At 64.9% G+C, this 20656-nt stretch carries 13 protein-coding genes; 10 read left to right on the forward strand and 3 right to left on the reverse strand.

Features of this window, described 5'->3' with window-relative positions; all coding sequences use genetic code 11:
* Positions 1–41: 41 nt before the first annotated feature.
* The 6 genes from Q5H92_RS07025 (at position 42) to Q5H92_RS07050 (ending at position 8628) form a co-directional block, all read left to right on the forward strand.
* Entirely contained in the window at positions 42–3191 is a 3150-nt protein-coding gene (locus Q5H92_RS07025; RefSeq protein WP_305010791.1) for a CheR family methyltransferase, read from the forward strand.
* 212 nt (positions 3192–3403) lie between these two features.
* Complete coding sequence (locus Q5H92_RS07030) at positions 3404–3805, forward strand: hypothetical protein (protein ID WP_305010792.1); 402 nt, start codon at positions 3404–3406, stop codon at positions 3803–3805.
* Positions 3806–4088: 283 nt separating this feature from the next.
* The gene (locus tag Q5H92_RS07035) at positions 4089–6467 is read left to right on the forward strand and encodes a PAS domain-containing sensor histidine kinase (protein ID WP_305010793.1); all 2379 of its coding nucleotides are present in this window, start codon (positions 4089–4091) and stop codon (positions 6465–6467) included.
* A 166-nt stretch (positions 6468–6633) separates the two neighbouring features.
* Complete coding sequence (locus Q5H92_RS07040; protein ID WP_305010794.1) at positions 6634–7908, forward strand: cytochrome-c peroxidase; 1275 nt, start codon at positions 6634–6636, stop codon at positions 7906–7908.
* A 133-nt stretch (positions 7909–8041) separates the two neighbouring features.
* Positions 8042–8260: a heavy metal-binding domain-containing protein gene (locus Q5H92_RS07045; RefSeq protein WP_305010795.1), complete on the forward strand. Its 219-nt coding sequence runs from the start codon at positions 8042–8044 to the stop codon at positions 8258–8260.
* 152 nt (positions 8261–8412) lie between these two features.
* Positions 8413–8628, forward strand: coding sequence for a heavy-metal-associated domain-containing protein (locus tag Q5H92_RS07050; RefSeq protein ID WP_305010796.1), 216 nt, complete (start codon positions 8413–8415; stop codon positions 8626–8628).
* A 208-nt stretch (positions 8629–8836) separates the two neighbouring features.
* Here Q5H92_RS07050 and Q5H92_RS07055 read toward each other — a convergent pair whose 3' ends face one another.
* The 3 genes from Q5H92_RS07055 to Q5H92_RS07065 all read right to left on the reverse strand — a co-directional run bounded on the left by Q5H92_RS07055 (position 8837) and on the right by Q5H92_RS07065 (position 14517).
* Positions 8837–9943 carry a T9SS type A sorting domain-containing protein gene (locus Q5H92_RS07055; RefSeq protein WP_305010797.1) on the reverse strand — a complete coding sequence of 369 codons (1107 nt, stop codon included), beginning with the start codon at positions 9941–9943 and terminating at the stop codon, positions 8837–8839.
* A 48-nt stretch (positions 9944–9991) separates the two neighbouring features.
* A complete protein-coding gene (locus tag Q5H92_RS07060; protein WP_305010798.1) occupies positions 9992–11728 on the reverse strand; it encodes a glycosyl hydrolase 53 family protein in 1737 nt (578 codons plus the stop codon).
* Between the two features lie 188 nt (positions 11729–11916).
* A complete protein-coding gene (locus tag Q5H92_RS07065) occupies positions 11917–14517 on the reverse strand; it encodes a cellulase family glycosylhydrolase (RefSeq protein WP_305010799.1) in 2601 nt (866 codons plus the stop codon).
* 209 nt (positions 14518–14726) lie between these two features.
* Between Q5H92_RS07065 and galK the strand changes: the two genes are divergently transcribed.
* The 4 genes from galK (at position 14727) to Q5H92_RS07085 (ending at position 20580) form a co-directional block, all read left to right on the forward strand.
* Entirely contained in the window at positions 14727–15887 is a 1161-nt protein-coding gene (gene galK / locus Q5H92_RS07070) for a galactokinase (RefSeq protein WP_305010800.1), read from the forward strand.
* A gap of 163 nt (positions 15888–16050) precedes the next feature.
* Complete coding sequence (locus Q5H92_RS07075; RefSeq protein ID WP_305010801.1) at positions 16051–17109, forward strand: UDP-glucose--hexose-1-phosphate uridylyltransferase; 1059 nt, start codon at positions 16051–16053, stop codon at positions 17107–17109.
* A gap of 194 nt (positions 17110–17303) precedes the next feature.
* Positions 17304–19460: a beta-galactosidase gene (locus Q5H92_RS07080; protein ID WP_305010802.1), complete on the forward strand. Its 2157-nt coding sequence runs from the start codon at positions 17304–17306 to the stop codon at positions 19458–19460.
* A 100-nt stretch (positions 19461–19560) separates the two neighbouring features.
* A complete protein-coding gene (locus tag Q5H92_RS07085) occupies positions 19561–20580 on the forward strand; it encodes a LacI family DNA-binding transcriptional regulator (protein WP_305010803.1) in 1020 nt (339 codons plus the stop codon).
* Positions 20581–20656 lie beyond the last annotated feature (76 nt).

Genomic DNA, 20656 nt, shown 5'->3' on the forward strand with positions numbered 1-20656 from the left:
ATAGCGTTCTACTGCCTACGCTAAAATAAATTCGGTGGGCAATGGGCGCCGCTTTTTGGGATAAATTTGTGGTGGGCCAGTGGGTGGCGGCTGGCTGGCTGCCCTGCGGCCGGGCCATTGCGCCCGGCGGTGTGTCCACCATTCCCTTCCCGATGAAACCCAACGACCCAGCGCAGCCCTCCGACGAGCCCGGCATCTTCATCACACCGGGCGAAGACATGCCCCGCGACGCCGACGAGCCCGCCACGCCCACCATGCTGCGCGAGGCGGCCCGCCCCGAAGACGCCGCGGCCGATAAATTCCCGCTGGTGGGGCTGGGCGGCTCGGCGGGCTCGCTGGCGGCGTTTGAGCAGTTTTTTAGGGCCATGCCGGCCGACAGCGGCATGGCCTTCGTGGTGGTGACGCACCTCTCGCCCGACCAGGATTCGGCCCTGGCCCGCGTGCTGGGGCAGTTCACCGGCATGCCGGTGCTGGAGGCGGAGGACGGCCTGCGCGTGCGGCCAAACCACGTCTACGTCATCCCGCCGAACCGCGACATGAGCATTCTGCACGGCATGTTGCTGCTGTTTGCGCCCACCCAGCCGACGGGCCGCCGCCTGCCCATCGACTTCTTTTTCCAGAGCCTGGCCAAGGATGCGCGCGAGCGCGCCGTGTGCGTGGTGTGCTCCGGCCTGGGCTCCGACGGCACGCTGGGCCTGAAAATGGTGATGGAAAACTTCGGGATGGTGATGGTGCAGGACCCCGCCACGGCCGAGTTCGACTCGATGCCGCGCTCGGCCCTGGCCACCGAGTTTGTGGACTACGTGCTGCCCGCCGACGAGCTGCCCGCCAAGCTGCTCGAATACGCGCGCCACCCCGACACCCGGCCCCGCCGCGAGGAGCCCGAAAGCACCAGCAAGCCGGCCCACGCGCTCCAGAAAATCTTCCTCCTCATCCGGGCCCAGACCGGGCACGACTTCTCGTTCTACAAGCGCAACACCGTGTTTCGGCGCATTGAGCGGCGCATGAATTCGCACCAGATTAACGAGTTCACCCACTACGTGCGCTACCTGCAGGAAAACCCCGACGAGGTGGAGGCCCTCTTCAAGGAGCTGCTGATTGGGGTGACGAAGTTCTTCCGCGACCGCGAGGCCTTCGACAACCTCAAGGCCCGCCTGCTGCCGCTGCTGCGCCAGAAACCCGCCGACAGCACCGTGCGCGTGTGGGCGCCGGGCTGCTCCACCGGCGAGGAGGCCTACTCGCTGGCCATGACGCTGCTCGAATGCCTCGACGGCGTGGACCGCAGCAAGTACCTGAAAATCCAGATTTTCGCCACCGACATCAACCCCGACGGCATCGACTTTGCCCGCAACGCCCTCTACAGCGAGAACATCGTGCCCGACGTGAGCCCGGAGCGCCTGCGCCGTTTCTTCACGAAGAGTAACGAGGGCTACCGCATCAAGAAAGAGGTGCGCGACGCGGTGGTGTTTGCCGTGCACGACCTCAACAAGGACGCGCCCTTCACCAAGCTCGACCTGCTGGTGTGCCGCAACCTGCTCATTTACCTGAGTGCCGAATTGCAGCGCAACCTCATTCCCGTGTTCCATTATGCCCTGAACCCCAGCGGGCTGCTGTTTCTGGGGCCGAGCGAAAACCTCACCGGCTTCCAGGATTTGTTTCAGAGCCTGGACGTGAAGTGGAAGATTTCGCGCCGCACCGACACGCCGGCCTCCGTGACGCGGCTGGCGGCGTTTCCCTTTTCCCTGGCCCGGCTGCCGGCCCCGGCCGTTTCCGCATCTGCCTCCGGCCCCATGAACCCCCATTCCGTCCGCAAAGAAGGCCCTTTTGCCAGCTTGGTGCAGCGCGTGCTGCTCCGCCAATACACGCCGCCCGCCGTGGTCATCAACGCCAAGGGCGAAATCATGTACGTGAACGGCCGCACCGGCCGCTACCTGGAGCCGGCCCCCGGCATCTCGGGCATGAACATCTTCGACATGGCCCGCGAAGAGCTCAACTACGAACTGAGCGCGGCCGTGGACAAGGCCAGCACCACCCACGAGGCCGTGGTGAGCGAAAACGTGAAGCTGCGCCTCGACGCCGGCGTGCAGCTGGTGCGCGTGACGGTGAAGCCCCTGGAAGAAAGCGAGCAGCTGGCGGGCCTGCTGCTGGTGGTGTTTGAGGAGCAGCCCACGCCCCGCAAAGTGCGTCTGGGCAAGGCCGGCCCGCCACCGGACCCCGACCGCGACGCCCAGCAGCAGGTCCTGGAAAAGGAACTGCAGTACACCAAGCACCGCCTCCAAACTACCATCGAAGAGATGGAAAGCAGCGTGGAGGAGCTCAAAAGCACCAACGAGGAGCTGCAAAGCGCCAACGAGGAGCTGCAAAGCACCAACGAGGAGGCCATGACCAACAAGGAGGAAATGCAGAGCCTCAACGAGGAGCTGATGACCCTCAACATGCAGTACCTCAACAAAACCGAGGAGCTGAGCCAGGCCGCCAACGACATGAAAAACCTGCTCGACGCCACGGAAATTGCCACCATCTTCCTCGACAATGAGATGGTGATAAAGCGCTTCACGCCGCCGGTGCACCGCATTATTTCGTTGCTGCCGGCCGACGTGGGCCGCCCCATCACGCACTTTGCCCACACCCTGCGCCACGAGAGCCTGGAGCAGGACCTGCGCCACGTGCTCAACCGCTTGGTGACGGTGGAAGCCATCATCCAGACCACCCGCGGCGAGTGGTACGCCATGCGCATCCTGCCCTACCGCACCCTCGACAACTACATCAGCGGGGCCGTCATCACCTTCACCGACATCACCGGCCTTAAAAATCTCGAAGCCGAGCTGCAAAAAGCCACCCGCTTCGCCGAAAGCATTGTGGAAACCATGCGCGAGCCCCTGCTCGTGCTCGATGCCCAGCAGCGCGTGCTGGCCGTGAGCCAGGCCTTCGCCACCCTCTTCGGCCTGGATGCCGTCGAAGTGAAGGGCCAGCCCCTGCGCGAGCTCGATGGTGGCGTGTGGCAGCAGCCCGCCCTGCGCCAGCGCCTCGAAGCGGCGCTGGCGCAGGGCAGCAAGGCGTTTGATGACGTGGAATTTACGGCCGATTTCCCGGCCACGGGGCCGCGCACGTTGCGCCTCTATGGCCGCGCACTCACCAGCCACGGCACGCCCACCGGGCCGCTGCTGCTGGGCGTGGAAGTGGTGGCGTAGGGGCGGGGCCGGCCCTGCTGGCCGAAGTGAGCTCTCGGGGGCTGCGCCTCGGCAATGAGCGGGGGCCGGATGAACCGGACGCCGTGCCAGCGGAGATGAAGGCGGCCTTGCAAGGGAAGCGAGGCCAACCGGCCCGCCCTTCGTGCAACGGCGCGCGGCGTTGTAGTTTTGGCCGGTTCCCACTACTCATTTCCTCCATTTCCCCTCTGCCGTTGGAATTCGCCTACCGCCCCGACCTTGACCTCTTCACGGCCCGCTGGCCCAGCAGCACCGCGGCCAGCACGGCGCGGGACGAGTACGAGGCCCTGCTGCAAGCCCCCGAAGCCCTGGGTACCCCCCACTGGCTGCTGGACGTGCGCCGCCGCCCAGTGATGTCGCTCGACTCGGCCCGCTGGGTGACGCAGGACTGGCTGCCCCGCGCCGCCGCCCTGGTGCTGCCCGCCCGCCTGCGCCTGGCCTTTCTGGTGGCGCCCGTGCGCGCCGAAAACCTGCGCGCCGACCCGGAATTGCGCGCCGTGATGGACGCCGCCTACGCCGCCGGCCACGCCTTCGACCTGCGCACGTTCACCGACGAAGGGGCCGCCGTGGCCTGGGTACTGGGCCAGCTCGACTAGCGCCCCGGCCTGGTTTTGTCGGCGGCCCCGCATCATTCCGCGTACGTCGCCGGGTTTGGGCGGGGGGAAAATGGGCGGCGCGCCAGGGCCGTTTCAGTGGTGCCGAGGTAGGTTTTAACCTCGTCCGAAGCCTTGGCTGGGATGTTGGGGGGCAATGGCTTGGGCACGAAGGAAAAAAGCAGAGTTTGAGTAACCAAAGCCGGTCGGTGATGGGAAACCCCGGTGGGGGCTCCGGTTCGGCAAGTGGATTTAGTATATTGGCCCAACTCCTGCTACTTCCCCCATGGCTCCGTCCGACAGTTCCGCGCCCGATGCCTGCCAGCCTGCCAGCCCCCACGAGGCGCTGCTGGCCCTGCGCGCCCGCGCCGAGCAGCGCCGCCACCTTGTGACGCAGGCCGGCGAGCAGTACGCCCCCAGCGACGTGCAGCGGCTGTTGCAGGAGCTGCAGGTGCACCAGATTGAGCTCGAAATGCAATACGAAGAGCTGCTGGTGGCCCAGGCCGAGGCGTCCACGGCCCGCGCCCAGTACACCGACCTCTACGACTTCGCCCCCGTGGGCTACTGCACCCTCAGCGCCGTGGGCACCATCGAGCAGCTCAACCTGTGCGCCAGCCGGCAGTTGGGCAGCGTGCGCCAGCGCTTGGTGGGGCGGCGCTTCGCCCTGTTTGTGGCCCCGCCCGACCGCCTTGACTTCGGCCAGTTTCTGACCCGCGTGCTGAGCACCGACGTCACGCTCAGCACCCAGCTCACGCTGCAGCGCGAAGACGGCACCCCTTTCTACGCCCAGCTCGAAGGCCTGCGCGCCGCCGGCCCCGACGGCCCCCAGTGCCGCCTGGCCCTGGTGGACATGACGGCCCGCCGCCAGGCCAGCGAGGCCTTGGCCGCCAGCGAGGCTCGCTTCCGCAAGCTCTTCAGCGACAGCAACGACGCCGTGGTGCTGCTGCAGGGCCACCAATTTGTGGACTGCAACGAGGCCGCCGTGCGCCTGCTGGGCTGCCGCAGCAAGGCCGAAGTGGTGGGCCAGCCCGCCTGGGCACACGCCCCCGACGTGCAGCCCGGCGGCCAGCGCACCATCGACCTGTTTCGCGAAACCACCACCGACGCCCTGCGCAACGGCTCGCGGCGCTGCGAGGCCCTGATGCACAAAGCCACGGGCGAGCAAATGTGGATTGAAGCCGTGCTCACGCCCATCGAGCTGGGTGGCAACACGCCCATGGTGCACATTCTGTGGCGCGACATTACGCAGGCCCGCGCCGCCCGCGAGGAGCTGCGCCAAAGCCAGGAGCGCCTCCAAATGGCCCTGGCCGCTTCCGACAGTGGCGTGTGGGTGTGGGAAATAGCTGGCCACGAGCTGCATTGGGACGCCCGCGCCCAGACCATCTTCGGCCTGCCTTACCGCCCCGGGCCGGTGTCGTTTGAAGCGCTGCGCGGGGCCGTGCACCCGCAGGACCAGCCGGCCGTGGCCGAAGGCCTGCGCCGGGCCCTCGCCCAGCAGGCGCCCTTCGACCTGGAGCACCGCATTGTGTGGCCCGACGGCAGCGTGCGCTTCGTGGCGACCCAAGGCAAGGCGGTGGCCGATGCCGCGGGCCAGCCCCTGCGCCTCGTGGGCATTGTGCGCGACGTGACGCCCCGCCGCGAGGCCGAAAACGCCTTGCGCCGCGAAAAGGAATTCACCGAAAGCTTGCTCGAAAACACCGTCGATGGCATCCTGGCCATCGACCGCGCGCAGCGCATCACGGCTTGGAACGCCGAAGCCGCCCGCTACTTCGGCCAGGAAGCCGCCGCGGTGCTGGGCCGGCCGCTGTTCGAAGTCATGCACTTTCTGGACGAGCAAGCGCGCACCAACGTGGCCCGGGCCCTGGCCGGCGACCATATTTCGCGCACGCACCAGCCTTTTCATAGCCGCCCGGGCTATTTTGATGTGTTTTTGATTCCGCTGAAAGACGACAGCCAGGACCTGCCCAGCGGCGTGCTCGTCCTCATCCGCGACATCACCGAGCGCGACCGTCTGGCCGAAGAAGCCACCCAGTTGCGCCTGCGACGGCAGCAGGAAGTGCTGGCCGCCGTTCTGGCCACCCAGGAAGCCGAGCGCAAGCGCATTGCCGAGGCCTTGCACAACGGCCTGGGCCAGGTGCTCTACGCCACCAAGCTTAGTCTGGAGCACCCCGCTTCCGCCGCTCTGGCGCACCGCGAACCCCTCAAGTTGCTCGAAGAGGCCATTCGCACCACCCGTACCATTTCCTTCGAGCTCACGCCCGGCGTGCTCGAAGACTTTGGCCTGCGCACCGCCCTCGAAACCCTGGTGAAGCGCATGGCGCCCACCGGCCTGCCCGTGGGCCTGCACCTGCGTGGCCTGGAGCGCCGCCTGCCTGCCCCGGTCGAAATTGCGGTGTACCGCGTGGTGCAGGAGCTGCTCAACAACGTGATGAAGCACGCCCACGCCTCCGAAACCGAAGTGCACGTGGCCCGCGAGCACGGCCGCCTCTACGTGAGCGTGGAAGACAATGGGCGGGGGTTCGACCCGGCCAGCCTCACCACGCAGCCGCTGGCGGGCATCGGCCTGTCGGGGGTGCGCAACCGGGTGGCCCTGCTGGGGGGCGAGCTGGGCCTTGCCTCGCGCCTGGGCCGGGGCACCATCGTCAGCTTCGAGCTGAACTTGTGAGCGGGCTTCGGCCTGATTTTTGAGCGGTTAGGCTGCGCCACCCGCCGGCTGGTTTCGCCGATGCCCGGCCGGAACTGGTCGAGGCCGGCGAACCTATTCGCCGGCCCGTTTGTACGTTTGTCAGCGTGCCGGCGCGGCTGGTGCTCAGCTTATTCTGATTTGAATTATGAAGGTTTCTACTTTGCCTAAGCGGCCGCTGGTCCGCGCCAGCCGCGCCATTGGTTTCAGTCCCAGCTATTCGGGCGAAAGCGGCCGTGCGGGGGCGACTGGTGTGGCCAATTGCAACGGCATCAGTATGTTTGCCAATGGGACCGTTCTTGCTACTTCCGTTCGCGCCCGCACCATGAAAAAAGCAACCCAACTAGCCACCATGGGACTGCTGCTGCTGGGCCTGGCCGGCTGCAAGCACGACAGCGACACCCCGGACCCCGAAGGCCCCCTGGTGCCGCCCACGGCCTACAACCTGACGGTGCCCACCAACTTCCCGGCCATGCAGACCACCCCGGCCGATAACCCCCTCACCAACGAGGGCGTGGCGCTGGGCCGGCAGCTGTTCTACGAAAAAGCGCTGTCGCTGAACAGCACGGTGGCCTGCGCCTCTTGCCACAAGCAAGAGCTGGCGTTTTCCGACGGGCTGGCTCGCGCCACCGGCGTGAACGGCACCACCACCACCCGCAGCTCCATGAGCTTGGCCAACTTGGCCTGGGAGCGTAAGCTGACCTGGGACGGCGCCGCCACCGGCCTGGAAAACCAGGCCCGCATCCCCATCGAAAACCCGCTGGAGATGCACCAGAGCCTGAGCGCCGGCGTGGCCAAGCTGCAGGCCACGGACACCTACCCGGCCCTGTTTCGGAAAGCATTTGGCAGCAGCACCATCAGCGAGGCTAATGTGTTGAAGGCTCTGGCCCAGTTCGAGCGCACCCTGATATCGGGCAACTCGCGCTTCGACCGGTTTCAGCGCGGCGACCGTTCTGCCCTCACGGCTTACGAGCAGCAGGGGCTGATTCTGTTTTACACACACCCCGATGCCACTCATCGCGGGGGGAACTGCAGCGACTGCCACGCCGGCGACCTGCAAACTGACAACGCCTTCCGCAACAACGGCCTCGACGCCACCTTCACCGACAAGGGCCTGGGCGCCCTCACCGGCCTGGCTACCGACAACGGCAAGTTTCGGGTGCCCAGCCTGCGCAACATTGCCCTCACCGCGCCTTATATGCACGACGGCCGCTTTGCCACCCTGGAGCAGGTAATGAACCACTACAACCAGCAGGTTGTGCGGAATAGCCCCAACGTGGACCCCCTGCTGCTCGAAGCCACCAACACGCGCAGCGGCTCCACCCTGGACCTGACGACGGACGAAAAGGCCCAAATTGTCGCCTTTATGCGCACCCTCACCGATTCCACGTTCATCAAAGACCCCCGCTTCGCTAAGCCGTAGCGCCGGCGGAGTGGCCGGGAGCGGGAGGGAAGGACGCGCGGGCCGCACTGCACCGCCCGAACGTTGTGCGTAAGTTTGTGGTTTGATTCGTCCGGCGGCCCTGCTGCTGCAGGCTTTTCCACTGCTCACGCTTATGCTCTCGCACCTTCGCGCTATTTTGATTTTGGTTTCATCGGTCAGCCTGCTGCTCCTGGGCAGCTGCGAGCAGCAAAAGCCCGCCGCCACCGCTCCGGCGGCCGCCACGCCCGCCGTGCAGGCCCGCTACGAATGCCCTATGGGCTGCGCGGGCAGCCAAAGCAACAAGCCCGGGAAGTGCCCCGTGTGCGAGATGGAGCTGGTGAAGAAGTCCTAGGCTGCGGCCCATAACCAAAGCGGGATTTTGCAGGTTTTAATGGCAATTCTATAAGCCTGCGGCCTTGTGGGCCGGTAATTTTGTGCAGCCGTTTCTGGTTGCATCAGTGCGGCGGCCGCACTTCAGCGGGCTGCTTCTAACTTCCTATCGCCATGTCCACGCTTCGTTTCAAAACCACCATCAACTGCGGCGGCTGCATCAAAGCAGTCACGCCCTCGCTCAACCAGCAGGTGGGCGCCAACAACTGGGAAGTCGACACCGCCAACCCCGACAAAATCCTGACCGTGAAAAACACCCAGGTCGCCCCGGCCGAAATTGTGAAAGCAGTGGAGGAAGCGGGGTTCGAGATTCAGACGCTGGCGCAGTAGGCTGACTGATAAACTGCCCGTCATGTCGAGCGTAGCCGAGACATCTCGCGTGCCGAAGTAATCAGAATCGTTGAACGATTGAGTTACCACCCCACGCGAGATGCTTCGGCTGCGCTCAGCATGACGTTTTTTTGATTCAGCTCAACTGTCCCATTAAAAAAGGCGGCCCCGATACCGGAGCCGCCTTTTTTATGCACTGCAATCAACCTTATTGCACCACCACTTTCTGGCTGGTGAGCTGTTCGCCCACCTGCAGTTTCACGAGGTAGGCGCCAGCGGGCAGGCTACCCAGGGCGAACTGCTGCGGGCCGCTCTGCTCGGCACCGGCCAGGGAGCGCACGCGCTGGCCCAGGGCATTGTATACGGCCAGCGACACCGGCTGGCGGCCGGCGGGCACAGTATAGGCCACCGTGGAGGTAGCCGTGGCGGGGTTGGGATACACCTGGAAATCGAGGTTTTTCGCCACGGCATTACGGGTGGCCAGCGCGCCCGTGCCCAGCACGAAACCCACCGACTGCGTGCCGGCAATGGTGCTGAAATCGGGGTTGGACCCGAAGGCGGTGGTGCGGCCCGCCACCTGCGGAATCACGTCGGAATAATTGAACTGGCCGTTGCTGTCGATGAAGGCGGCAAACAAATCGAGGCGGCTGCCGGCGCCCAGCGTGGTGGTGCTGTTCAACTGAGACAGCGGAATCTCAATTTCGAAGCCCGTGTTGGCGGTGTTGGCGGCCAGCGAAGCGGTGTTGAGGTAGGAGAATTTGGTGCCCGTGAGCACGGCGGTGGTCGAGGTAATCACCGCGCCGGTTTTGTTGCCCTGGCCCACGTAGGGGTCGGTGCCGGCAGCCGGAGCGCCCGTGCCCGTCACGTACGACACGGCGCTGAAATACACGTCGCTGGCGTTGGGGCCCACCACGGCCCGGAAGCCATAGTCGGTTTCCTGGTCGAGCCGGGGCTGGTGCGCCAGGGGCGAGGAGGGGTCGGTGCTGCCGGGCAGGGCAATGGCCGACGGCACGCCCGAACGGGCCGGCGTGTTCAGGTACAGAATGAGGGCCCGGTAGGCGCCAGCTGTCGCCGACTCGGCCGAGCCCACCACCATGATGTTGAGCGTGGTGGCCGTGTAGCCCACGTATAGGGATTTGAGGCCGCGGTCGGCGTCGAGGTGGTTGCCGGTATAGGAGCCGGCCAGCTGGTATTTGCCAACGCCGGTGCCAATTTCAGCCGCCGAGGCCATGCCATCAACCGTGAACTGGGCCGAAGCCGTGAGCGAAGCCGCCGTGAGGGCGCCCATCGCAGCAAGGGTAAACAAACGTTTCATGGGAATTATAAAAAATGGTGGAATGAAAAAATGATGGGGATGCCGGAATTACCACTGCACGACTTTCACCATGTCGGTTTCGTCGTCGTGGGTGATTTTTAGGAAATAGGTGCCCGCTGCCAGTCCTGCGGCATCCCAGTGCAAGCTCTGCGGGCCCTGGGCCAGGCGCTGCGCCGGTGCCACCACCCGCACCAGCTGCCCGGTGAGGCTGTAGAGGGCCAGCTGCACGGTTTCGGCGCGGGGCAGGCTGAAGGCGAGCGTGCGCGGGCCGGCCGTGGGGTTGGGGAATACCTGCGCCGCCAGCTGGGACGTGGCCGCCGTGGTGGCCGTGGTGGTGGTGGCCACAAATTCCACATCATCGAGACTGGCCGACTGGTTGGCGCCGGCGTTGGAGCGCAGCCCGATTTCGCACTGCCCGTTGGTGACCACAATGCCCGGCACCTGCACCTGCACCCAGGTGCTGGAAGTGGGCAGCGTGGTGGCCAGCTCGGTGCCGCCAAAGCCGTTGGCGTAGAGCTGGCAGGTGGTTTGGCCGCCGGTGCTCTGGGCCCAGGCGCGCAGCGTGTAGGTGCCGTTGGGCACGTTGGCCAGCAGCTGGAAGGTGCGCACCTGGTAGGCGGTGGCTTTCTGGTGGCCCAGTTGGTAGAGGCTGGTGCGGCCGTAGTTCTGGGTCAGGTCGGCGTCGGCGTCGGCGGTCGAAAAGGTGGTCCAGCCCAGCGGCGTCTGGGTGGCGGCGGTGTACTCAAAGCCGGGGTTGTAGACCAGGCCCGGGGCGGGCGGGCTGTTCAGAAACGAGCTGAGGGCCACGGTGGGCTGGCCGTTGGTGCTCCACAGGCCCAGGGCGTAGCCCATCCAATTGTAGGCCTGCGGCTCCCAATACAGCACACCCAGGCCCTTGTTGCCGGACACGGCTCGCGTTTTGGCCAGCAGGTCGAGCAGCATTTGCTGGGTGGGGATGGCGGCGGTGGCGGGCATGCCGGTTTCCACTACCATCACTTCCTTGCCGGGGTAGCGCGCCACCATGTCATTCATGTTGGTTTGAATCTGGGCATTGAGCGTGGGCCAGTTCGCCGCCGTGGGGTAGTGCGACATGCCAATGACGTCGTAGCGGGCGCCGTTCACGGCCAGCTGGTCGAACACGTTGCGGAAGTAGCTGTTGTTGTAGCCGTTGGCAATGTGCACGATAACCTTGGAGGTCGGGTTCACGGCCTTCACGGCGGCGTAGCCCCGGTCGATGATGGCGGCGAAATTCTGAGGGTTGAGGGAGCGGCGGCCGTCGGGCCAAAGCATGCCGTCGTTGGTTTCGTTGCCCACCTGCACCCACTCGGGTACGATGTTGTTGTCTTTCAGCGAGTCCAGCACGTCGTAGGTGTGGTCGTACACCGCCGTGAGCAGCTGCGGGAAGGTGTAGTTGGCCCACGCGGCGGGTTTGGCCTGCTGGCCGGGGTCGGCCCAGGTGTCGCTGTAGTGGAAGTCAATCATGATGCGGTAGCCCAGGTTGCGGGCCCGGATGGCCTTGGCTATCACGTCGTTCTTACCGTTCCAGCCGCCGGCAGGGTTTACCCACACGCGCAGCCGGATGGCGTTCATGTCGTGGTCGCGCAGCAGCCGGAACAGGTCCTGCTGCACGCCGGCTTCGTTTAGGAAGCGGTAGTTGGCCTGCTCCATCTGCGTCACCCAGCTGATGTCGGCACCTTTGGCAAAGGCCGGAGTGGTTTGAGCATTGGCCCGATATGACAAGCCTATCAATAAGCTCAGCGTCAGGAAGAGTAGTGTTTTTTTCATTTGGAGGACAGCGCTGGCTTATAAGCCGTTACTCAAAGTATGGGGTTAGAAATCAGAAATAAATGGTTTTATGCAAACGATTGAACAACCCAACACAATCGATTTCCTAAAAACCGACCCGCTCTGAGGCACATCAGTGCATCAATACGATGCTGAGTTAAAAAGTTATGCAGTTTCCGGCAAAAAACCTACTGTAGCAACACCGATTCAATGTCAACGTGCAGGGGCTTGTCGGTAGCTGCCGCCGTTTCCCAAACCACTTGCAGCACTTCGGCCTCCGTCAGCTTGAAGGCAGGCGGGCTGGCCGGCTGGTACTGCAAGGCATTGAAGCCGGGGTAGGGGCGGGGCATTAGCAGCAGCGCATCGGGCCGGAAGGCGCTGAGCGGCAGGCGCACATCCTGAAGCTCGGCACCCAAGGGCAGCGGGGCCGAGTACGTCACGGCATCGCGGGTGGTCAGCGTCACCTTTAGCTGGGCACCGGGCTGGCTGCTACGGGCCCGCACCACCACTTCCTTAAACCCGGCCACATCGGCCTGGCGGCCCGCCATCCGGTCGCCGAAATACGCCCGTAGACTGGCTGCCGGGCCGGTTTGGGCCGCCTGCCCGGGGCGCGGCGGGCCCTGCACCAGCCGCAGGGCCAGGGCGCCGGCGGGCGTGGTCACGTAGTCGGTCCAGGCGTTGTTGACCACGGTGCGGGCTTCGATATGCTCCTGGTCGCGGCTGGCCTGGAACAGCGGCAACGGCGTGCCAGCCGCCACGATGGGCACCTCAAAATGCTCCTGGTGGGTGTAGTCCCAGTCGCGCGGCTGGCCGCTGTAGCCGCCGGGAAAGGTGGTGGCCTGCGCGCCGTGTTTCAGCACCAGCCAGTAGCGGAGCTGGCCGGGGTAGAGCAGGTCGGCGGGTACAGTGGCTTCGTAGGTGGCGTAGGCCGGGTTGGTGGTCGGGAGCGTGCGGGTGCGGCCGTAGTAGTGCTGAGCCACCAGCACCACGCTGTCGCCGGGCAGCGCGCCCGTGAGCGTGGCGCTCAGGCGCAAAGGCTGGCCCGCTGCCGCCTGCACCGGCGGCATGTGGCGTACCTGTTGCTGGGCGCCTTCCAGAAAAACAAAACCTTTGGGCGCGGCAAAATCCCGCAACTCTCCGTGGTTGAAACCCGTGCGGGGCGTGAAAACGGCCGTCGACTTGCCGGCCGCGGCCACGAGGTACACGCCGGGCCGTATGGTGGCGCGCCCGTCGGTGGCATGTGCCTCGTAGGAGTTGCCCTCGTTCAGGGCCTTCAGCGTATAATTAGAACCCAAGTCACTCAGCGACACTTGCAGCGGCTGCTCGTTCCACAAAATTTGCGTCACGGGCTTGCTGAGTGCCGCTTTCTCAAACGGGTCGCGAATGGGCACGGCGTCGGGCATCACCTCCAGGCGCCACACGCCGGGCGCCAGCCGGTCGAGGAAGTAGGCACCGGTGCCGCCGTAACTCACCACCTTGGAGGAGCCCACGCCGGCCAGATGCTGCAGCTTGGCCGGCTGCTTGGGGGCGGTGGCGGTGTTGGCGGTGTAGTAGAACTCCTCGGGCGTGTTCATTTCGCTCAGCTGCTGCCGGTAGCTCACGCGGAAATTGCTGAACACGGAGTCCTGCGGGTAGCGGGGGAACTGCTGCCCGCGCTGCACGGTGCGGAACACCTTGCCAGCAATGAGCAGGCTCAAGGCCTTAGCCGGCGTGTAGGCCAGGTTCAGGTAGTGCGTCTGGTACTCGGTGTTGGCGTAGGCAATGGCCAGCGGGTCGTAGGCAAACTGCGTGGCCCACTGGAACCCGGCTTCACGGAAGCTGCGGGCCATGAACGGGTACATAATGGGCTGAATGATGTCGGCCGACTCGAACTCGTACACCATTTTGGCCTTGCTGAGGAAGCGCGGGTCGGTGCGGTAGGGGATGGGGTATTGGTCGACGTAGGGCAGGAAGTTGCCGCGCAGCGCGTGGTTGGCCACCAGCCCTTGCGGGTACCACTGAAAAGTGAGGCCGTCGACTTTCGCATTAAGAATGGCCTCGTACACGTCGGGGTTTTCCGATACGTTGTAGAACACCGGCTTGCGGCAGCCCGTGGCCCGGATGGCGGCGGCCATGCGGTTGGCGAAGCTCGTCACTTCGCTCTCGGGCTTGTGGTAGCGCGGCTCGTTGCACACCTCGAAGGCCAGAATGTCGGGGTCTTCGCGGTTGAGGGCTTTGGTGTAGGGGTTGCGGTGGTTGAGGAACTGCGTGAGGTAGCGCTCCTGCGCCGCGATGGCGCGCGGGTTGGTGTAAGCCTCACCCTTGGAAAAAATGCTCGAAAAGCCCGTGCCGGTGTCGGGCTCAGGGTAGCCGTTGTTCCAGTAGGCAATGGGCGTGAGAATGATTTTGATGCCGCGCTGCTTGAGCTCGTTCACCAGAAAATCGAGCAGGCGCAGGTGCTCATTCTGCTGCAGATTGCCCGCCGTGTCGGTGATTTCCACGTCCCAGACGTGCACCCGGAAGGCATCGACGCCCAGCCGCGCCAGGTGGTACACGTCTTGGCGGATGGCCTCTTCGTGGTTCACCCCCAGCTTCTGAATGCCCCGGTAGGAATAAGCGAATGGCGCCGTGTAGTTCACCCCAAACAGGGCTACTTCCTGGTTGCCTTTCTGCCAGCGCAGCACGCCTTTTTTGTCGACGTATACATCGCCGCCGGGCGCTTTCGCGGGCTTCTGAGCCAAGGCTTCGGCCGTGGTGAAGAGGTGAAAGCAGCAGCTCAGCAGCAACAGAAGCGTGGGGCGCTTGAACATGGGCGGGCGGAAAGGAGAAAGCCGAAAAAACACCCCAAAATTACGCCATCCAGCCCCCGCAACCCTGACAATCGATTGCCTGCCTTTAAAAGTTAGACAGTACTTTTCGGCCCCCAATGCGCCCGGAGCCACCTGCGGCGGCGCGTTTGCGTACGCAACCCATTGCGTCGGGCCGTTTTATTCTTTCTCACCCCTTCCCCCACCTCCCCATGTCCGCCACCCTCGCCCACGCCCTCGGGGCCGATTTTCAACAACGTTTTGGCTACGCGCCGCTGCTGGTGCGGGCGCCCGGCCGCGTGAACCTCATCGGCGAGCACACCGACTACAACGGCGGCTTCGTGCTGCCCGCGGCCGTCGATAAGGAGGCGGTGTTTGCCGTGGGCTTGAACCAGGGCGCGCAAATCCGGCTGGTGGCCCACGACCTGGGCGAAACCCTGGAACTGGCCAACGCCGCCGAAATCGCGCCCAGCGACACGCACTGGGCCAACTACCTGCTGGGCGTGGCGGCCCAGTTTCAGCTGCGCGGCATAGCCGTGCCGGGGTTCGACTGCGTGTTTGCCGGCACCGTGCCGCTGGGCGCGGGCATGTCGTCGTCGGCGGCCATTGAGTGCGGGCTGGCCTTCGCCCTCAATGAGTTGCTGAAAGCCGGTTTTGAGAAGATGGAGCTGGCCCGCATCGCCCAGTTTGCCGAGCACACCTACGCCGGCGTGCAGTGCGGCATCATGGACCAGTTCGCCAGCCTCTTCGGGCGCGACGGCCACGTGGTGCGCCTCGACTGCCGCTCCCTCGACTACGAGTACTTCCCCTTCGACACCCAGGCGGCCCGCATCGTGCTTTGCAACTCGGGCGTGAAGCACAGCCTGGCCAGCTCTGAGTACAATACCCGCCGCCAGGAGTGCGAGCGCGGCGTGAGCGTGCTCCAGCAGCACTACGAAGGCATCGGCAGCCTGCGCGACGCCACCCTGGAGCAGCTCGAAGCCGTGAAGGGCGAAATTGGCGGCACGGTGTTTCGCCGCTGCGCCTACGTGGTGCAGGAAAATGCCCGCGTGGAAGCCGCCTGCCAGTGCCTCATCGCGGGCGATTTGGCCGGCTTCGGCAAAGAGATGTACGCCAGCCACGCCGGCCTGCGCGACGACTACGAAGTGAGCTGCGCCGAGCTGGACGTGCTGGTGGAAGCCGCCCAAAAAGCCCCCGGCGTCTTCGGCGCCCGCATGATGGGCGGCGGTTTCGGTGGCTGCACCATCAACCTGGTGGCCCCGGACAAGGTGGAGGAATTCATCGCCAGCGTAAGCAAGGTGTATGAGGAGAAGTTTAACCTGAAGCTGGAGACGTATCAGACCACGATTGTGGCCGGGGTAGGCGTGGCCTAACGGGGCGCCTCACCCCCCGGCCCCCTCTCCTCAGGGAGAGGGGGAGCCAGACGATTACTTGTAAAACAGCGAATTATTCATGCAGCGCCGCCGTGGCTCCCCCTCTCCCTGAGGAGAGGGGGCCGGGGGGTGAGGCGCCCAGCCAGAACAAAACCTCATTACCATGTCCGCTTCCTTCGATTCCACCGAACACCCGCACCGCCGCTTCAACGCCCTGGCGGGCGAATGGGTCCTTGTCTCGCCGCACCGCTCCAAGCGCCCCTGGCAGGGCCAGCAGGAGGAGCCCGAGCAGGAACACCGCCCCGCCTACGACCCTACCTGCTACCTCTGCCCCGGCAACAGCCGCGTGGGCGGTGAGGTGAACCCCAAGTACACCGACACTTTCGTCTTCAACAACGACTTCGGCGCCCTCACGCCCGACGTGCCCACCGGCGGCCTCAACGAAGGCGGCCTGCTGCGCGCCGAGGCCGAGTCGGGCGTGTGCCGCGTCATCTGCTTCTCGCCGCGCCACGACCTGACGCTGCCCCAGATGACCGTGCCCGCCATCCGCAAGGTGGTCGATTTGTGGGTGGAGGAATTCGCCACGCTCGGCGCCCGGCCCGACATCAACTACGTGCAGATTTTCGAGAACAAGGGCCCGATGATGGGCTGCTCGAACCCGCATCCGCACGGGCAGATTTGGGCCCAGCGCACCGTGCCCGGCGAGCCCGCTAAGGAAACGGTGCAGCAGTTGGCCTACTTTCAGGAGCACGGCCGCACCCTGCTGGCCGACTACCTAAAAATCGAGTTGGAGAAAAAGGAGCGGGTGGTGCTCGAAAACGAGCATTTCGTGGTGCTGGTGCCTTTCTGGGCCGTGTGGCCCTTCGAAACCATCATCATCTCGCGCCGTGCCGTGCAGGACATCACCCAGCTCACGCCCGCCGAGCGCGACAGCCTGGCCGACGCCGTGCGCCGCCTCACCATTCGCTACGACAACCTGTTCAACATCAGCTTCCCGTATTCGGCCGGCCTGCACCAGCGCCCCACCGACGGGCAGGAGCATCCGGAGTGGCACCTGCACATGCATTTCTTCCCGCCGCTGCTGCGCTCGGCCACGGTGCGCAAGTTCATGGTGGGCTACGAGATGCTGGGCGACCCGCAGCGCGACGTGACGCCGGAGTTCAGCGCCGGACGGCTGCGGGAGCAGTCGGAAGTGCACTACAAGGCCGTGCCGGCGGAGTAGAGCTGTAGCGTGGACTCTGCGAGTCCGCGCCGGGGCGAATACTATCCACCGTTCCGGCAGGCGCGGACTCGCAGAGTCCACGCTACAAATCGTCAGGCTCCCCTCTCCCTGAAGAGAGGGGCCCGCCCCGTAGGGGTCTCGTGAGGCGCCAAGCCCGCACCGCCTCACAATCTTCCGCCTTTCAAACCCCACCCATGCCCCACCATTACCGCCTCCTCGGCAGCCTGCTAACTGGCCTCGCGCTACTGAACGCCCCCGTCGCCTCGGCTCAGAAAGCGCCTAAAGTCACTAAAGCTGCCACCGCTACGGCAGCGGCGCCCGACTACTTCCCGGCGGCCGAGATGATGACCATCGGCGTGTATTACTACCCCGAGGCGTGGCCGGAAAGCCAGTGGGCGCGCGACTTCGCCAACATGCGCAAGCTGGGGCTGGAATTTGTGCACATGGGCGAGTTTGCTTGGGGGCTTTACGAGCCGCAGGAAGGGAAATATTCGCTTGACTGGCTGGAGCGGGCCGTGACGCTGGCCAGCCAGGCTGGCCTAAAAGTGGTGCTGTGCACGCCCAGCGCCGCCCCGCCCGTGTGGCTGGCCGAAAACCATCCTGAAACGATGATGGTGAGCGCCCAAGGCCGCCGCCAGGCCCACGGCACCCGTGAGCAGGGCAACTGGAGTTCGCCGCTGTTCCGGCAGTACGTGGCCAAAATCAACACCCAGCTGGCCCAGCGCTTCGGCCAAAACCCGGCCGTGGTGGGCTGGCAGATTGACAACGAGTTGAGCCACTACGGCCGCCAGTTTTCCTACGACGACTTCAGCAAAGCCAAATTCCAAACCTGGCTGAAGCAGAAGTATGGTACCATCGACAACCTGAACCGCGACTGGGGCAACGTGTTCTGGTCGCAGCTTTACCAGAATTTCGAGCAGGTCCGCATCCCGAACCAGGACGAGCTGGTGGCCACGCCCAACCCCCACGCGCTGCTGGATTTCGAGCGCTGGTTTGCCGATGAGGCGGCTGACTACATTCGCGAGCAGGCCGCCACCCTGCGCCAGCACAGCCGCCGCCAGTGGGTGACCACCAACCACATGGCCACCCACCGCGACATCAATCCGGCCCTCACCCGCAAGGATGTGAACATTACCACCTGGACGGTGTACCCTGTGCACGGCGAGGTATTTCCCGAGAACGGGCCGCTGGGCTTCCGGCTGGGCAATGGGGCGATGCTGGGCTTCATGCACGATTTTACGCGCAGCCTGAACGGCTACTCCGGCGTGATGGAGCTGCAGCCCGGCCAGGTGAACTGGGGCGACATCAACCCCCAGCCGCTGCCCGGCGCGGTGCATATGTGGCTGATGCACGCCTTTGGCTTGGGGGCGAATTTGATTTGCTCGTACCGCTACCGGCAGCCGCGCGCAGGCAGCGAGCTGTACCACTACGGCTTCGTGGGACCCGACGGGGTGACGCCCCTGCCCGGCGGCCTCGAATATTCCCAGGCCATGCGGGAGGTGAACCAGCTGCGCCAGCTGCGGAAACCCAACGCTCAGATGCCCGCCCGTCACGCTGCCCGCCGCACCGCCCTGCTCTACAACGTCGACAACCGCTTCGACCTCGACAACCAAACGTCCACCACCCGCTGGAGCAGCATGGGCCACTTGCTGCGCTACTACCGCGGCCTGAAAACGCTGAACTGCCCGGTCGATGTCATCACCGAAGACCAGGATTTCAGCAAATACCCGTTTCTAGTAGCGCCGGCCTACCAATTGCTGGATAAGGCGTTGGTTGACCGCTGGACTACTTATGTGCAGAACGGCGGCCACCTCATCCTCAGCGTCCGCACTGGCCAGAAAGACCGGCGCGGTATGCTCTGGGAAGGCCCCTGGGCCATGCCCATCCTCGACCTCATCGGCGCCCGGTTCAACGACCGGCCTTTCGACATGCTGCCCGGCCAGGTGAAGGGCCAGGTGGCTGCTGCGGGCAAAAAATACGACTGGGGCAGTTGGGGCGAAATGCTGACTCCCAACGCCGGCACCAGCACCCTGGCCACCTACGCCGACCAGTTCTACGCCGGCGCGGCGGCCGTGGTGACGCGCAAGCTGGGCAAGGGCACCATCACCTACGTGGGTGCCGAGTCGCTGGCCGGCGACCTGGAGCGCGACGTGCTGCGGCAGGTGTATGCCGCCGCCACCGTGGCCGTGGACAACCTGCCGGACCAGTTTATAGTGAACTGGCGCGATGGCTTCTGGGTGGCCAGCAACTTCACCTCCAGCCGGCAAACCGTGCCGGCGCCGGCTGGTGCCAAGTTGCTGGTGGGCACGCGTGAGCTGGAGCCAGGCGGCGTGGCCGTGTGGGCGGAATAAGCCGCATAATTAATAAATAGGGAGTGAGGAAGGGCCGGGGGAAAGACTTACTTTTGCGTTTTCCCGCCGCGCCTTCGTTCCCACCCCTTTTCCCATTCCCTTGACGCCCAAACGCGCCTCCATTTCAGACATTGCCAAGGAGCTGAAACTCGCCGTTTCGACCGTGTCGCGGGCGTTGAGCGGGCACTCGCGCATCAGCGAAGCCACCCGGCAGCGGGTGTGGCAGCTGGCCGAGCAGCTCGACTACCAGCCCAACCACCTGGCGGCCGCCCTGCGCAAAGGGCGCAGCAACACGCTGGGCGTCATTTTGCCCAACATCGACGGCCACTTTTTTGCCCTCGTGATGAAGGGCGCGGAAGCGGTGGCCAATCAGGCCGGCTTCAACGTGATGCTCTGCCAATCGAACGAGGACCACGCCCACGAAGCCAAAAACGTGGAAACGCTGATGAACGCGCAGGTCGATGGCATTCTGGTGTCGCTGGCCCGCAATACGCATGATTTCAAGCACTTTGAGAAGGCCAAGCAGCGCAATCTGCCGTTGGTGTTCTTCGACCGCATTCTAGATGGCAGCGAGGTGAGCGCCGTGGTGGTGGACGACCAGCGCGGCGGCTACGAGATAACCAGGCACCTATTGGCGCAGGGGCGGCGCCGCATCGCGCATTTTGGCGGCCCGCAGCATCTCAACATCTACAAAGACCGGTACGCCGGCTACCGCCAGGCCCTAGAGGAGGCCGGCGTGCCGCTGGAAGAAGAGCTGGTGGTGCTTTGCCACGACATGTCGTTGGACGACGGCGCGGCCGGCATTCGCCAACTGCTGGCCCTGCCGCAGCCGCCGGATGCTATCTTCTCATCCGGCGATTTTACGGCGGTGGGTGCCCTGCAGGCACTGAAGGAGCACAGGCTGCGCGTGCCGCAGGACGTGGCCCTGGCCGGCTTCGGCAACGAAACCTTTTCCTCGCTCACCGAGCCCAAGCTCACCACCATCGACCAGCGCTGCGAGGAAATGGGCGGCTCGGCAATACGTCTGTTGCTGGAAATGATTCAGAACCACGCCCAGCCTAGCACGCCCCGCAAAATCGTGCTCCGCCCGGAACTGCTCACGCGGGCGTCGACGGGGTAGTAGGGGCGGGAAAACGATAAACTGCTTGATTATTGATTGCTAAAAGAACGTCATGCAGAGCGCAGCGAAGCATCTT

The sequence above is a fragment of the Hymenobacter mellowenesis genome, from assembly GCF_030581005.1.
Lineage (GTDB): Bacteria > Bacteroidota > Bacteroidia > Cytophagales > Hymenobacteraceae > Hymenobacter > Hymenobacter mellowenesis.

Excerpts from the sequence above, each read along its gene's own strand:
- Q5H92_RS07055 (WP_305010797.1), bottom strand. The coding sequence starts at position 9,943 with ATGAAACGTTTGTTTACCCTTGCTGCGATGGGCGCCCTCACGGCGGCT.
- galK (WP_305010800.1), top strand. The coding sequence starts at position 14,727 with ATGTCCGCCACCCTCGCCCACGCCCTCGGGGCCGATTTTCAACAACGT.
- Q5H92_RS07075 (WP_305010801.1), top strand. The coding sequence starts at position 16,051 with ATGTCCGCTTCCTTCGATTCCACCGAACACCCGCACCGCCGCTTCAAC.
- Q5H92_RS07080 (WP_305010802.1), top strand. The coding sequence starts at position 17,304 with ATGCCCCACCATTACCGCCTCCTCGGCAGCCTGCTAACTGGCCTCGCG.
- Q5H92_RS07050 (WP_305010796.1), top strand. The coding sequence starts at position 8,413 with ATGTCCACGCTTCGTTTCAAAACCACCATCAACTGCGGCGGCTGCATC.
- Q5H92_RS07060 (WP_305010798.1), bottom strand. The coding sequence starts at position 11,728 with ATGAAAAAAACACTACTCTTCCTGACGCTGAGCTTATTGATAGGCTTG.
- Q5H92_RS07040 (WP_305010794.1), top strand. The coding sequence starts at position 6,634 with ATGAAGGTTTCTACTTTGCCTAAGCGGCCGCTGGTCCGCGCCAGCCGC.
- Q5H92_RS07035 (WP_305010793.1), top strand. The coding sequence starts at position 4,089 with ATGGCTCCGTCCGACAGTTCCGCGCCCGATGCCTGCCAGCCTGCCAGC.
- Q5H92_RS07025 (WP_305010791.1), top strand. The coding sequence starts at position 42 with ATGGGCGCCGCTTTTTGGGATAAATTTGTGGTGGGCCAGTGGGTGGCG.
- Q5H92_RS07065 (WP_305010799.1), bottom strand. The coding sequence starts at position 14,517 with ATGTTCAAGCGCCCCACGCTTCTGTTGCTGCTGAGCTGCTGCTTTCAC.
- Q5H92_RS07045 (WP_305010795.1), top strand. The coding sequence starts at position 8,042 with ATGCTCTCGCACCTTCGCGCTATTTTGATTTTGGTTTCATCGGTCAGC.